The following is a 13,779-nucleotide window of genomic DNA, read 5'->3' as shown; positions in this document are numbered from 1 at the left end:
CCGCGGATCGGGATGCTACACCGGCCCCGCACTCGAGGAGGGCAAGCCGTGGCCGATGCACCGACGCCGATGATGGCGCAATATCTCGAGATCAAGACGGCGCATCCCGACGCCCTGCTGTTCTACCGCATGGGCGATTTCTACGAGCTGTTCTTTGACGATGCGGTGGCCGCCGCGGCCGCGCTCGATATCGCGCTGACCAAGCGGGGCAAGCACCTGGGCGAGGATATCGCCATGTGCGGCGTGCCCGTCCACTCGGCCGAGGGCTACCTGCTGACGCTGATCCGCAAGGGGTTCCGCGTCGCGGTCTGCGAACAGATGGAAGACCCCGCCGAGGCCAAGAAGCGCGGCGCAAAATCCGTTGTCCGCCGCGAGGTCGTGCGACTCGTCACGCCCGGCACCCTGACCGAGGAATCGCTGCTCGATGCGCGGCGTCACAACTATCTCGCCGCCTGGGCCGAGGTGCGCGGCGAGGGCGCGCTGGCCTGGGCCGATATCTCGACCGGAGAACTGCGGGTCAGCCCCTGCCCGCGCGTGCGCCTCGGCCCCGAACTGGCCCGCCTCGCCCCGCGCGAGGTACTGCTGAGCGAAGCGGTTGAGCCCGAACTGCGCGCGGTCGTCGAGGATGCCGGCGCGGCGCTCACCGCGCTGTCGCGGGGATCGTTCGATTCGACCTCGGGCGAGGATCGGCTGTGCCGCACCTGGAAGGTCGCGTCCTTCGACGCCTTCGGCAGCTTTACCCGCGCCGAGATCGCGGCGATGGCCGGGCTGGTCGACTGGCTCGACATCACGCAAAAGGGCAGGACGCCGCTGCTGCGCGCGCCCATCCGCGAGGATGCCGCCGCCGTCATGCAGATAGACGCGGCGACGCGGCGCAATCTCGAGCTGACCCATGCCCTGTCCGGCGGGCGGGCGGGATCGCTGCTGGCGGCCATCGACCGGACGGTGACGGCCGCCGGGGGGCGTCTTCTCGAGCGCAGGCTTTGCGCGCCTTCGCGCGATCTCGGCACGATCCGCGCGCGACAGGCCGCGGTGACGGCCCTGGTCGAGGACGGCGCGCTGACCGACACGCTGCGCACCCTTCTGCGCGAGGTTCCCGACATGGACCGGGCGCTGTCGCGGCTTGCGCTCGACCGGGGCGGCCCGCGCGACCTTGCGGCCATCCGCGACGGGCTGGCCCGCGCCGCCGAGATCGCCGAACGGCTCGACCGCCCCGACATGCCGGACCTGCTGGCGCAGGCGGGCGTGGCACTGACGGGGCATGACACGCTGACAAATGCGCTGGAGGCGGCGCTGGTGGCCGAGCCGCCCCATCTGGTGCGCGATGGCGGCTTTATCGCGCCCGGCCACGACGCGGAACTCGACGAGGCGCGAACCCTGCGCGACGAGGGGCGTGGCGTGATTGCCGCCATGCAGGCCGAGTTCGCCGAAAGCACGGGGATCGGGTCGCTCAAGATCCGGCACAACAACGTGCTGGGCTATTTTATCGAGGTCACGGCGACCCACGCCGCGCGGATGCTGGCCCCGCCTTTGTCCGAGCGGTTCATCCATCGCCAGACGACGGCGAATGCCGCGCGCTTCACCACGGTCGAGCTGAGCGAGCTCGAGACCCGCATCCTGAACGCGGGCAGCCGCGCGCTCGAGATCGAGAAACGCCTGTTCGCGGGGCTCGTGGGCGACGCGGTGGCGTCGGCCGCCGATATCTCGGGCGCGGCGCGGGCGCTGGCCGAGCTGGATCACCAGACCGCGCTGGCCGAACTGGCACGCAGCGGCGACTGGTGCCGCCCCCGGATCGACGACAGCCGCGCCTTCGTGGTCGAGGCCGGGCGGCATCCCGTCGTCGAAAAGGCCCTGCGCGCCGGCGGGCAGGGCTTCATCCCCAACGATTGCGCCCTGTCCGAGGGCGAGACGCCCGCGATCTGGCTGCTGACCGGGCCGAACATGGCCGGGAAAAGCACGTTCCTGCGGCAAAACGCGGTGATCGCGCTGCTGGCGCAAATGGGGGCCTTCGTACCGGCCGCACGGGCCGAGATCGGCATCGTCAGTCAGTTGTTCAGCCGGGTGGGCGCGGCGGACGACCTCGCGCGGGGGCGCTCGACCTTCATGGTCGAGATGGTCGAGACCGCGGCAATCCTCAACCAGGCCGATGACCGGGCGCTGGTGATCCTTGACGAGATCGGGCGCGGCACGGCGACCTATGACGGGCTGTCGATCGCCTGGGCGACGCTCGAACATCTGCATGACGCCAACCGATGCCGTGCGCTCTTCGCCACGCATTACCACGAATTGACCCGACTCGCCGACCGGCTGGACGGCGTGACGAACGCCACCGTGACCGTGCGCGAATGGGAGGGCGAGGTAATCTTTCTGCACGAGGTCCGGCGCGGGGCGGCGGATCGGTCCTATGGCGTGCAGGTCGCGCAACTGGCCGGACTGCCCCGCGCGGTGGTCGAACGCGCCCGAGTCGTGCTGGATGCGCTCGAAAAGGGCGAGGCCGAGGGGAAAAAGACCGCGCTGATCGACGATTTGCCGCTGTTCTCGGCGGCGGCGACGACCGCGCCGGCGCCTGCGCCGCAGGGACCGTCACCGTTGCAGGAACGGCTCGACGCGGTGATGCCCGACGAATTGACGCCGCGCACCGCGCTGGATCTCGTCTACGAGCTCAAGGCGCTGGCGCGGGGGTGACGGGCGCCGCGGGGCCGTGTCGGGCCGCCGCGGCGCCGCCGATCACTTGGGGGTGGAGCTGACACCGACCTGCGCGGCGCGCAGCAGCCTGTCATGCAGCATGAACCCTTCGCTCATGACCTGGATGATATCCCCCGCCTTGGAGTCCGGCACCGGCGCCTCGAACATGGCCTCGTGCATCTTGGGGTCGAAGCGGTCCCCGATCTCGGGCGTGATCCGCTTGATGCCGTGCCGCCCGAAGACGGCCAGCAATTCGCGCATCGTCAGCTCCAGCCCCTCGATCAGCGCGGCGTTCTGCTCGCGCGATTCGGCCGGGATGGCATCGACGGCGCGTTGCAGGTTGTCGAAGACCGACAGCATGTCGCGCGACAGCTTGGAGCCGCCATAGCTCTCGGCCTCGCGGCGCTCGCGCTCGGCCCGCTTGCGCGAATTCTCGGCATCGGCCAGCGCGCGCACGAAGCGGTCCTTGAGTTCCTCGTTCTCGGCCCTCAACGCCTCCATCTCGGCGGCGATGCCGTCATCCTCTCCGACGACGGGGGGTTCCTCGCCCGCATCGGGGGCGTTGATGTCGATCTGCTCATCGTCCTGCTGCGGCCGGGCCTTGCGCCGGACCTTGTTCGCCTCCGAGGCTCCAAGATCCTCGCGGTCGCCTTTCAGCATCTCCTCGATGGCCGCCTCGATATCGCTGTCGGTTTCTTTTGCCATGCACGCTCATCCTAGGCTTGGTCGGACAACAGGCGTCCGACCAGTTGTGCCGTGTAGTCAACGATCGGAACGATCCGTCCGTAATTCAGTCGCGTCGGACCGATGACGCCGACGGCGCCCACGATCTTCCGGTCCGCGTTCATATATGGTGAGACCACCAAAGATGAACCCGAAAGTGAGAAAAGCTTGTTCTCGGATCCGATGAAGATCCGCACCCCCTGCCCGTCCTCGGCAAGCTCGAGGAACTCGGCGATATCGCGCTTGCGTTCGAGGTCGTCGAAAAGCGACCGGATCCGCTCGAGATCCTCCTCGGCCGCCGTGCCGCCGCCCAGCAGTTTCGAGCGGCCGCGCACGATCAGCCGCTCGGGGCCGTTCTCGGGCCCGTCCCAGACCGCCAGCCCGCTTTCGACCAGCGCGGCGGCGAGATCGTCGAGATGCCGGCGATTCCTGGCGATCTCCTGTTCGAGCCGCGCGCGAAGCTCGCGCAGCGTCTTGCCCTCGGCCATGGCGTTGAGGAAATTCGCGGCCTCGCGCAACGATGACGGCGTCTGGCCCAGCGGCGGCGTGAACAGGCGGTTCTCGACATGCCCGTCGGCAAAGACCAGCACCGTCAGGGCGCGGTCGGGGCCCAGCGCGACAAAGTCGATATGCTTGATCGGCGCCTCGTGCTTGGGCGCGAGCACGAGGCTCGCCCCTTCGGTCACGCCCGACAGCGCCGACCCGATCCGGTCCAGCAACGCCCCAGTGTCGCGCCCGGAATTGCTGCCCAGCGTCTCGTCGAGCCGCGCGCGATCCTCCTCGCCCAGCTCTCCGACCTCGAGCAGGCCGTCGACGAACATCCGCAGACCCAGCTCGGTCGGGATGCGCCCGGCCGAGACATGCGGCGAATCCAGAAGCCCGAGGTATTCGAGATCGGACATCACGTTGCGCACCGTGGCCGCGCTGACCTTTTCGCTCATCGTGCGGGTCAGGCTGCGCGACCCCACGGGCCCGCCGGTGTCGAGATAGCCTTCGACCACGCGGCGAAACACCTCGCGCGTCCGGTCGTTCATCTCGTCGAGTATGGTCTGGCGCGGGCCGGGCGCGGGTTTTTCTGTCATGGCTCCGAATGCTGCCGGGGTTGCACCCATCTTGTGCAGGCGCATATCAGGACCCGTCATCAGCAGGAGTTCCCATGCGCCCGTCCGGTAGAGACCTAAGCGAAATGCGCCCGATTTCAATCGAAACGGGCGTCACCCGCCATGCCGAGGGGTCCTGCATGATCCGGGTCGGCGACACCCATGTCCTGTGCACCGCGTCGATCGAGGATCGCGTGCCCCCGTTCATCCGCAACACCGGCCTGGGCTGGGTGACGGCCGAATACGGGATGCTGCCGCGCGCCACCCATACGCGCGGCCGGCGCGAGGCCAAGAACGGCCAGTCGGGGCGCACGCAGGAGATCCAGCGCCTGATCGGCCGCAGCCTGCGTGCCGCCATCGACCGCAACGCGCTGGGCGAACGCCAGATCGTCATCGATTGCGACGTGATCCAGGCCGATGGCGGAACCCGCTGCGCCTCGATCGCGGGCGGCTGGGTCGCGCTCAAGCTCGCCGTGCAAAAGCTGATGGCGTCCGGGGCGATCACCACCGACCCGCTGACCGATCACGTCGCGGCGGTCTCTTGCGGGGTCTATGCCGGGCAGATGGTGCTCGATCTCGACTATCCCGAGGACAGCGAGGCCGGGGTCGACGGCAATTTCGTGATGACCGGCAGCGGCCGCCTGATCGAGGTGCAGATGTCGGCCGAGGGCGCGACCTTCACGCGCGACCAGATGTCGGGGCTGCTCGACCTCGCCGAGGCCGGATGCGCCGCGCTGGTCGAGGCGCAGAAAGCCGCGGTCGCATGACCCGCCGCTTCGAGGGGCGCGAGCTGGTCGTCGCGACCCACAACCGCGGCAAGCTCGAAGAGATCGCGGACCTGCTGGCGCCCTATGGCGTCACGCTCAGCTCGAATGCCGACCATGGCCTGCCCGAACCGGTCGAGGATGGCACGAGCTTTGTCGAGAACGCGCGGATCAAGGCCCATGCGGCGACGCGCGCCACCGGGCTCCCGGCGCTGGCCGACGATTCGGGGATCGAGATCGCCGCGCTGGGCGGCCGTCCCGGCATCCATACCGCCGACTGGGCCGAGACGCCCGAGGGCCGCGATTTCACCATGGCCATGACGCGCGCCCATGACGAACTGCGCGCCTCGGGCGCGCCGGAGCCGTGGCGGGCGAAGTTCTGCTGCACGCTGGTGCTGGCGTGGCCCGATGGCCATGACGAGGTGTTCCCCGGCACGATGGAGGGCCGGATCGTCTGGCCGATGCGCGGCGAGCAGGGCCATGGCTACGACCCGATCTTTCAGCCCAACGGCCATGACGTGACCTTTGGCGAGATGGACCGCTGGGCCAAGAACCGCATCTCGCACCGCGCCGACGCCTTCGCCCGCCTGGTGGCCGGGTGCTTCGCTTGACCCAACCGGGTTTCGGCATCTACGTCCATTGGCCGTTCTGCCAGGCGAAATGCCCCTATTGCGACTTAAACAGTCATGTCGCGGCAAGGGTCGACCAATCCAGGTGGCGCGCCGCCTTCGCGTCCGAGATCGCACGCCACGGCCGGCTGATGCCGGGGCGGGTCGTGCGTTCGATCTTTTTCGGGGGCGGCACGCCTTCGCTGATGGAGCCCGAAACCGTCGCCGCGACGATCGACGCCATCCGCGCCGCTTGGCCCATGGGCAACGATGTCGAGATCACGCTCGAGGCCAATCCGACCTCGGTCGAGGCGGGACGTTTCCGCGGCTATCGCGACGCGGGGGTGAACCGCGTGTCGATGGGGATACAGGCGCTGAACGATGCCGATCTCGCGCGGCTCGGTCGGCTGCACAGCGTGGCCGAGGCACGCGCGGCCTTCGACGTGGCGCGCGCGACCTTCGAGCGGGTGAGCTTCGACCTGATCTATGCGCGGCAGGACCAGGACCCGGCCGCCTGGCGGGCCGAACTGGCCGAGGCGCTGGCCATGGCCGCCGATCACCTGTCGCTCTACCAGCTCACCATCGAGCCCGGCACCGCCTTCGGCGAACGCTTTGCCCGCGGCGGGCTGCGCGGGCTGCCCGACGAGGATCGCGGCGCCGATCTCTACGAGATCACGCAACACATGACCGCCGCGGCGGGGCTGCCGGCCTACGAGGTGTCGAACCATGCGCGCCCCGGCGCGGAATCGCGGCACAACCTCGTCTACTGGTCGGGCGGAACCTATGCCGGGATCGGGCCGGGCGCGCACGGCCGGCTCGAGATCGACGGCCGCCGCATCGCCACCGAGGCGGTATCGGCCCCCGGCGACTGGCTGGCCCGCGTCACACGCGGCGAGGCCCCCGACACGCAAGAGACGCTCACCGCCCGTGACGTCGCGACCGAGCGGGTGATGATGGGGCTGCGCATTGCCGATGGCGTGCCGTGGGATGCGCTGGACGCCCTGCCCGGCATCCGGGCCGCAGCCGCGCGCCTGGTCGATCTCGGTCTCGTCGCGCCGGACGAAGACCGCCTGCGCGTCACCGCGGCGGGCCGGCCGCTGCTGAACGCGGTTCTGCGCGAGCTGCTGGCCTGAGACGGGGGGCTGTCTGCCCCCCGGCCGCGCGTGCCGCGCGCCTCCCCCCGAGGATATTTGGCCGGAGAAAAAACGAATGGGGCGGACCGGCGACCGGCCCGCCCCGGAAACAGGCGTTTCCCTCCACGGTCATCGGCGTCCCCGCCTGTACCGTGCCCCCTGAATGACACCGATCCGTTAGCGAATCGTTACGTGGGCCTTTTCCTCCGGGAAAATATCCCGGGGGAGACGGCCCCGCCGGGGCCGTCGGGGGCAGAGCCCCCTGCCGCGCGTGCTCAGGGCAGGTGGGGGAAAATCCTGTCGGGCAGCGCCGGGTAGTCGCGCACCCGCACGCCGCAGGCGTTGTAGATGGCGTTCGTCACGGCGGCGCCGGCGCCCGAGATCCCCAGCTCTCCGATACCCTTGGACTGGATGGGGTTGGCGTGATCGTCGCGTTCCTCGATGAACTCGACCTCGACATCCGGCACGTCGAGATTCACCGGGACATGGTATTCGGCGAGGTCGCGATTGACCACGCGCCCGTCGCGTGGTTCGTGTTCGAGCGCTTCGGTCAAAGCCGCGCCAATGCCCCAGATGATCCCCCCATGTACCTGGCTTGCGGCGGTTTTCTCGTTCAGGATCCGCCCCGCCGCCATCACGCCCAGCGCGCGGCGCACGCGCACCTCGCCCGTCACGGCATTCACCGCGACCTCGCAGAAATGCGCGCCGTAGCTGGCCGAACTGTGGGTTTCGGCGGTTTCGCCCGGCTTGATATGGCCCACCTCCGAGATCGGGGCGTCGAGCAGATCGGCGATGGCGCTGCGCTTGTTGCCGCCGGTGGCGATGCCGTCCTGCAGGCGCAGCTCGTCCGGCGGGCAGCCCAGCTTTTCGGCCAGCGCGTTCCGCACCGCCTTGGCCCCGAGGAATACCGACGACCCCGACGAGGACGCGCCCCACGACCCCCCTGACCCAGCGGCCGGCGGGAAATCGGTATCGCCCAGCGCCACCGTCACCTTGTCGCGCGGCAGGCCGAGCATCTCGGCGGCGATCTGGCCGAGGATCGCATAGGTCCCGGTGCCGATATCGGTCATGTCGGTCTCGACCAGCGCGGTGCCGTCGGGGTTGAGCGTCACGCGGGACTGGCTTTCCCCGAGGCTGTTGGTCCGCGCGGCCGTCGCGACCCCCATCCCGATGAACCATTCGCCCTCGCGCCGTTCGCCGGGCGCACGGCGGGCGGACCATCCGAACCGCTCGGCGCCGCGTTTCAGGCAGGCGGCCAGCGACCGGGCCGAATAGGTCTGGCCCGTTTCGGGATGTTCGTCGGGGATGTTGCGCAGGCGCAGCTCGATCGGATCGAGCCCGGCGGCCTCGGCCAGTTCGTCCATCGCGCATTCGAGCGCGAGCATCCCCACCGCCTCGCCCGGCGCCCGGACCGAGCCCGCGCCGGGGCGGTTGATCCGCGCGATCTCGTGGTGATAGCGGCGGTTCGCCCCCGCATAGAGGAAATGCGTGGCCATCGTTACGGGTTCGGAGAACACCTCGTCGGGCAGGTTCGACACGCGGTCCTCGTGCCCGAGCGCGACGATATGGCCGTCGCGATCCGTGGCCAGCCGCATGCGCTGGCGGGTCTCGGTGCGGCGCAGGGTCATTTCGAACACCTGCTGGCGGGTCATCACGACGCGCACCGGGCGGCCCAGTTCGCGCGCGGCGAGCGCGGCGGCGATGGCCTCCTGCGCGATCCCGAGCTTGGAGCCGAAGCCCCCGCCGACATAGGGTGCGAGCACGCGGACTTTGTCCGGGTCGACGCCGACGGCATCGGCGATCTCGTTGCGGTTGTATTTCAGCATCTGCAACGATGCGCGCAGCATCAGGCGCCCGTCCTTCCACGCGGCGAGGGCGGCGTGGGGCTCCATCGCGGCCGAGCTGTGGCCCTTGGTGGTATAGGTCGCGTCGATCCGCACCGGCGCTTCGGAAAACGCCTTGTCAAAGCTGCCGAAGGTCTCGGGATCCCCGTCGACATGCGACGCGGTCTCGGGATCGACCTCGGCGCCCGGTTCGGGGTCGTAGGTCACGCGGATCGCGATGGCCGCGTCGCGCGCCTGCTCGAAGGTCTCGGCCACCACGACCGCGACCGGCTGCCCGTGATACTGCACGAAGCCCTCGGGCTGGACCGGCGCGGCATTGGCGGTGCCCTGGGCGGGGTTGCGGGCCATGCCGGCGGTATAGACCCCCAACACGCCCGGCATGTCGCGGAGCGACCCGGCGTCGACATGCGCGCGGCCGCGGGTGATCGTCGCCCCGACGAGAACGCCGATCGCCATGCCGGGCAAGCTCGGCTCGGCGGCGTAAGGGGCGGTGCCCGTGACCTTGAGCGGTCCTTCGGGGCGGTCGAGCGGGGTGGTCAGGACGCCCTGTCCGGTTTCGTCCAGGAGGCGCGGCTGGACCTCGTCCATTTTGAGTTGCTGGGTCATGTTCAGGCTCCGGTCAGCTCGGTCAGGACGGCTTTCACGACGCGGCGCGTCAGCGGGATCTTGAAGTCGTTGCCACCCTGCCCCCGGGCATCGGCCAGCAGGATGTCGGCGGCCTCGTCGAACAGCTCGGCCGAGGGTTCACGACCCACGAGCGCCGCCTCGGCGTCGGGCGACCGCCAGGGGCGGTGCGCCACCCCGCCGAAGGCCATCGCGGCCGAGGCGATCCGCCCCTGCTCGACGGCGACGGCCGCGGCCATCGAGACCAGCGCAAAGGCATAGGACGACCGGTCGCGCACCTTGCGATAGGTCTGCCGCCCCGCGGGCGGGTCGGGCAGGTGGACGGCGACGATCAGCTCGCCGGGTGCGAGGTTCGTCTCTTTCTCGGGGGTGTCGCCGGGCAGGTTGTAGAACTCGTCGAAGGTCAGGATGCGGGTGGCACCGTCGTTCGACTCGATCTCGACCCGTGCATCGAGGGCGCGCATCGCAACGGCCATGTCCGAGGGATGCGTGGCGATGCAGTGCTCGGACGCGCCGAGTATGGCGTGAAGCCGGGTATAGCCGCCCTGCGCGCGGCAACCCGAACCGGGCTCGCGCTTGTTGCAGGGTTGCGAGATGTCGGTGAAATAGGGGCAGCGCGTGCGTTGCAGCAGGTTGCCGCCGGTGGTCGCCTTGTTGCGCAACTGCCCCGAGGCCCCGGCCAGAAGGGCGCGCGACAGCATCGGATAGCGCTGCCTGATCGTCGGGTCGGCGGCGAGATCGCTGTTGGTGACGAGCGCGCCGATCCGGGTGGAGTTCTCGGCCCGCTCGATCTCGGTCATGCCCAGCCGCGTCACGTCGACCAGGGTCGAAGGCGTCTCGACCTGGAGTTTCATCAGGTCGAGCAGGTTGGTGCCGCCCGCGATGATCCGCGCATCGGCGCGCATGGCATCGGCCGGGGTCTCGGCGCGGATGTAGTCGAAGGGCTTCATTCGGCGGCCTCCTTGCCGTCGGTCTCTTCGGGGGCGGCGTCGCGGATGGCGCGCACGATCCCCGGATAGGCCGAACAACGGCACAGGTTGCCGCTCATCCGTTCGCGGATCTCGGCATCGGTGAAATCGGGCGCCTCGGTCAGGCTGTCGCTGACATGGCTGGGCCAGCCCTGCCGGAACTCCGACAGCATACCGCGCGCCGATACGATCTGGCCCGGTGTGCAGTAGCCGCATTGATAGCCGTCATGCCGGACAAAGGCCGATTGGAGCGGCGACAGGTTCTCGGGGGTGCCGATCCCCTCGACCGTCGTGATCTCGTCGGTGTCGTGCATGACCGCCAAGGCGAGGCACGAATTGATCCGGCGTCCGTTCACCAGCACCGTGCAGGCCCCGCATTGCCCGTGATCGCAGCCCTTCTTGCTGCCGGTCAGGTTCAGGTGATGGCGCAACGCGTCGAGCAGCGTGACGCGCGGATCGATGTCGAGCTCGTGCGTCTCTCCGTTCACGGTCAGCGTGGTTTTCATCGGATCTCCCCCGGCTTCGGTCCGGGGGGAAAGGCGGCCGGGGGGCCGATGGTTCCGATATCGGATGGCGCCGACGCTCAGAGCGGGATGGGCGCGGTCTCTCCGTCGTCCTCGAGATACCATGACGCGGACCATGCGTCGCCGCGCCGGTCGAGCATCAGGTAGTTGCGCTGCGCGGTATAGATCCGGCGCTGTCCGGGCAGCGGGCGCAGCCGGATCTTGTGGCCGCGCAGGGGCGCCTCGCCCAGGCGGGCCAGCGTTCCCAACGCCTTGGCATAGCCATCGGGCGGCGCAGGGTGCGAAATGCCCGAGGCGACGAGCTGTTGCACCGGCATTGCCGCGCGGGCGCGCATCTCGGCGCGGGTGGCCAGGTGGATCTCGCCCGACAGAACGGTCACGTCGCGCCCGTCGGATTCATGCGCGCCGAGCAGCAGCCGCAAAAAGCGCTTCCATTCGTCGCGGTGCTTGTAGCTTTGCCACTGGTCGCGCAGGTCGTCCTCGTACCGCTCCATCCGGCGGGTCAGCTTCATCATGCGCTCGACCAGGGACAGGCGCGGCCCGAGGGCCGGCACGCTCGAGACAACGAGGGTGCGGCCCGGCGGCAGGGTCTGGAACATGGTCTCGACCGTGTCCCAGTTCTCGGCATCCATGACACGGTCGGGCCGCCGGCTCGACCGGAGGTCGGGCGCGAGAACCGTGGCGCCGGGCAGGTCGATCCGCCACGGCATGCCCGGCCCGTCGCGCTTGGCGACGATCGCGGGGCGTTCGTCGGGGCGGCAGCCGAACTGGAACACCAGGAACGCGGCGCGCGCACAGTCGAACAGGACCCGCCCCACATCGCTGTCGAGCGCGCGCGACTTGAGCGACCCCCACCCGTCGCAGATGTCGTGATCGTCCCACATGCACAGCGATGGCGTGCGCGCCACGGCTTCGGCATAGCCGGGCTGCGCCCACTGGGTCGCGTAGCGGTCGAAATAGGCATCCGACAACGCCGCGCGCAGGGCAGCGCGCTCGGGCGGGTCGAGATGGGCGGGGATCTCGTCGGGCCAGCCGCGCGAGTGGGGATGGGACTCGGTCACTTCGTCGGCATAGATCTGGTCGCCGCCATGCAGCAGCAGGTGAACCGCCGGACGCCGGGCCAGATGCGCCCAGAGCGCGTTGCGCGATTCGGGCGGGCGGTCGAGATCGCCATGCTCCTGCCCGTTGCACGAAACGAAAGCGACCGAGATGTCGCCGGTGAAATCCGTCTCGACCGGAAACCGCCGGTCATCGACCGCGTACCACGCATCGCCCGCGGGCAGGTGCAGGTCCCATCGCCAGACGGTCGCGCCGGCATGGCTCCAGATCGGGGCGGGGGGGCCGACGGTCCCGCTGGCGGTCACGGCGGGCGGGGTGACGCCGTCGGGACGGACGAGCGTCACGGCAAGGCTCAGCCCCGCCGCGTCGCAGGCGCGCAGGAACAGCATCGGGCCGGTGGTGTGGGGTGCGGTCATGGCGTCCAGATAGGCACGGGCGACCGCGCACCAAGGGCGCTGCGACGCGGTGTCAGGGAAAGGCGCGCGCGCCTATCCCATGGGCGGCTGGTAAAAGGCGCGCGGCGCGCGGCCCTGGGCGGTGTCGGACAGATAGGCCGCGACGGTATCGAGCGCCTCGCGGATGGTGCGGTCCATGTCGAGATAGCGATAGGTGCCCAGCCGCCCGACAAAGGTCACGCCCTCGGTCTCTTCGGCGCGGGCGATGTAATCGGCCAGAAGCGCCTTTTCGTCCACGAGGCGGATCGGATAGAACGGCTCGTCCTCGGGGGTGCAGGCGCGCGAGTATTCCTCGTAGCAGGTCGATTTCTCGTGCGTCTCCCACGGGCTGAAATGCTTGTGCTCGGTGATGCGGGTATAGGGCACCTGCCGGTCGCCGTAATTCATCACGGCGCAGCCCTGGTAGTCGCCGTCATAGGTGAACCGCTTGAAATCGAGCGTCCGGTAGCCGAGCCGCCCCAGCGCATAGCCGAAATACCCGTCGAGCGCGCCCGAGTAGAAGACGTGGTCGTATTCGCCCGCCGCCGCGGGGTCGAACCACGTCTGGAGATGCACCTCGATGCCGGGGTGATCGAGGATGCGCGATACCATCTCGGTATAGCCATGCTCGGGCATCCCCTGGAACCGGTGCGAGAAATAGTTGTCGTCGTAGTTGAAGCGCAGCGGCAGCCGCTTGAGGATGCTCGCCGGAAGCTCGGTCGGCGAGCAGCCCCATTGCTTTTCCGTGTAGCCCTTGAAGAACGCCTCGTAGAGATCCGGCCCGACGAAACGCAGCGCCTGTTCCTCGAAGGTCTGCGGCTCCTCGATGGACGTATCGGCCTGTTCCTCGATGAAGGCGCGGGCTTCGTCGGGGCGCATGGTGCGCCCGTAGAACTGGTTGATCGTGTGCAGGTTCACCGGCAGCGAATAGACGGCGCCCTGCGACGTGGTCTTGACCCGGTTCTTGTAGGGCATGAACCGCATGAAGCCCTGAACGTAGTCCCACACCTCTTCGTCGTCGGTATGAAAGATGTGCGGGCCGTAGCGATGCACCATCACGCCCGTCTCGGGGTCGCGTTCGGTATGGCAGTTGCCCGCGATATGATCGCGCCCGTCGATCACCGTCGCGCGATGCCCGGCCTCGGCCAGCTTGCGGGCGATCACCGCCCCGGAAAGGCCCGCCCCGACCAGTAGGATATGCATGGATCCGCCCCCGTCCCGTCCCCGGTATGACGCAACCCTCTAGGCAGGGCGCCGCGTCAAGTCCAGCACGGGACGCATGACAGCCCCGCCCCGGTTTGCTACAGCCCGGA

11 protein-coding genes are annotated in these 13,779 nt (G+C 69.3%); 4 read left to right on the top strand and 7 right to left on the bottom strand.

Translation table 11 applies throughout. From position 1 onward, the window contains the following. Positions 1–69 precede the first annotated feature (69 nt). Positions 70–2,685, top strand: coding sequence for a DNA mismatch repair protein MutS (gene mutS, locus E2L08_RS07380; RefSeq protein ID WP_133396482.1), 2,616 nt, complete (start codon positions 70–72; stop codon positions 2,683–2,685). A 42-nt stretch (positions 2,686–2,727) separates the two neighbouring features. Here the strand turns inward: mutS and grpE are convergent, their stop codons facing one another. Together grpE and hrcA are read right to left on the bottom strand one after the other, a co-directional pair. Then, entirely contained in the window at positions 2,728–3,345 is a 618-nt protein-coding gene (gene grpE, locus E2L08_RS07375; RefSeq protein ID WP_240758157.1) for a nucleotide exchange factor GrpE, read from the bottom strand. Positions 3,346–3,401: 56 nt separating this feature from the next. Then, positions 3,402–4,490: a heat-inducible transcriptional repressor HrcA gene (gene hrcA, locus E2L08_RS07370; RefSeq protein ID WP_133396426.1), complete on the bottom strand. Its 1,089-nt coding sequence runs from the start codon at positions 4,488–4,490 to the stop codon at positions 3,402–3,404. Between the two features lie 74 nt (positions 4,491–4,564). Here hrcA and rph point away from each other — a divergent pair, with 74 nt between their 5' ends. Genes rph through hemW form a run of 3 tightly spaced genes read left to right on the top strand, consistent with a single transcriptional unit; the run spans position 4,565 to position 7,013 of the window. Continuing rightward, positions 4,565–5,275 (top strand): ribonuclease PH, encoded by a 711-nt coding sequence (rph, locus tag E2L08_RS07365; protein WP_133396425.1) that lies wholly within the window; start codon positions 4,565–4,567, stop codon positions 5,273–5,275. After that, entirely contained in the window at positions 5,272–5,883 is a 612-nt protein-coding gene (locus tag E2L08_RS07360) for a non-canonical purine NTP pyrophosphatase (RefSeq protein WP_133396424.1), read from the top strand. The genes rph and E2L08_RS07360 overlap by 4 nt, the downstream gene beginning before the upstream one ends. Beyond that, positions 5,880–7,013 (top strand): radical SAM family heme chaperone HemW, encoded by a 1,134-nt coding sequence (gene hemW, locus E2L08_RS07355; RefSeq protein WP_240758150.1) that lies wholly within the window; start codon positions 5,880–5,882, stop codon positions 7,011–7,013. Before E2L08_RS07360 ends, hemW begins: the two co-directional genes overlap by 4 nt. 275 nt (positions 7,014–7,288) lie before the next feature. Here hemW and E2L08_RS07350 read toward each other — a convergent pair whose 3' ends face one another. From E2L08_RS07350 to glf, 5 genes are all read right to left on the bottom strand, one after another. After that, complete coding sequence (locus E2L08_RS07350) at positions 7,289–9,463, bottom strand: xanthine dehydrogenase family protein molybdopterin-binding subunit (protein WP_133396422.1); 2,175 nt, start codon at positions 9,461–9,463, stop codon at positions 7,289–7,291. Between the two features lie 2 nt (positions 9,464–9,465). Further along, the gene (locus tag E2L08_RS07345; protein ID WP_133396421.1) at positions 9,466–10,431 is read right to left on the bottom strand and encodes an FAD binding domain-containing protein; all 966 of its coding nucleotides are present in this window, start codon (positions 10,429–10,431) and stop codon (positions 9,466–9,468) included. After that, positions 10,428–10,955 carry a 2Fe-2S iron-sulfur cluster-binding protein gene (locus tag E2L08_RS07340; protein WP_133396420.1) on the bottom strand — a complete coding sequence of 176 codons (528 nt, stop codon included), beginning with the start codon at positions 10,953–10,955 and terminating at the stop codon, positions 10,428–10,430. Before E2L08_RS07340 ends, E2L08_RS07345 begins: the two co-directional genes overlap by 4 nt. A gap of 77 nt (positions 10,956–11,032) precedes the next feature. Continuing rightward, the gene (locus E2L08_RS07335; RefSeq protein WP_133396419.1) at positions 11,033–12,448 is read right to left on the bottom strand and encodes an alkaline phosphatase D family protein; all 1,416 of its coding nucleotides are present in this window, start codon (positions 12,446–12,448) and stop codon (positions 11,033–11,035) included. A 72-nt stretch (positions 12,449–12,520) separates the two neighbouring features. Next, positions 12,521–13,669, bottom strand: coding sequence for a UDP-galactopyranose mutase (glf, locus tag E2L08_RS07330; RefSeq protein ID WP_133396418.1), 1,149 nt, complete (start codon positions 13,667–13,669; stop codon positions 12,521–12,523). Positions 13,670–13,779 lie beyond the last annotated feature (110 nt).

Source organism: Palleronia sediminis, from assembly GCF_004358695.1.
Classification (GTDB): domain Bacteria; phylum Pseudomonadota; class Alphaproteobacteria; order Rhodobacterales; family Rhodobacteraceae; genus Palleronia; species Palleronia sediminis.
This window is presented reverse-complemented; position numbering and strand designations above follow the sequence as displayed.

What these genes read in the sequence shown, in the direction of transcription:
- mutS (WP_133396482.1), top strand. Translation starts at nt 70, where the DNA reads ATGATGGCGCAATATCTCGAGATCAAGACGGCGCATCCCGACGCCCTG.
- grpE (WP_240758157.1), bottom strand. Translation starts at nt 3,345, where the DNA reads ATGCTGAAAGGCGACCGCGAGGATCTTGGAGCCTCGGAGGCGAACAAG.
- hrcA (WP_133396426.1), bottom strand. Translation starts at nt 4,490, where the DNA reads ATGACAGAAAAACCCGCGCCCGGCCCGCGCCAGACCATACTCGACGAG.
- rph (WP_133396425.1), top strand. Translation starts at nt 4,565, where the DNA reads ATGCGCCCGTCCGGTAGAGACCTAAGCGAAATGCGCCCGATTTCAATC.
- E2L08_RS07360 (WP_133396424.1), top strand. Translation starts at nt 5,272, where the DNA reads ATGACCCGCCGCTTCGAGGGGCGCGAGCTGGTCGTCGCGACCCACAAC.
- E2L08_RS07350 (WP_133396422.1), bottom strand. Translation starts at nt 9,463, where the DNA reads ATGACCCAGCAACTCAAAATGGACGAGGTCCAGCCGCGCCTCCTGGAC.
- E2L08_RS07345 (WP_133396421.1), bottom strand. Translation starts at nt 10,431, where the DNA reads ATGAAGCCCTTCGACTACATCCGCGCCGAGACCCCGGCCGATGCCATG.
- E2L08_RS07340 (WP_133396420.1), bottom strand. Translation starts at nt 10,955, where the DNA reads ATGAAAACCACGCTGACCGTGAACGGAGAGACGCACGAGCTCGACATC.
- E2L08_RS07335 (WP_133396419.1), bottom strand. Translation starts at nt 12,448, where the DNA reads ATGACCGCACCCCACACCACCGGCCCGATGCTGTTCCTGCGCGCCTGC.
- glf (WP_133396418.1), bottom strand. Translation starts at nt 13,669, where the DNA reads ATGCATATCCTACTGGTCGGGGCGGGCCTTTCCGGGGCGGTGATCGCC.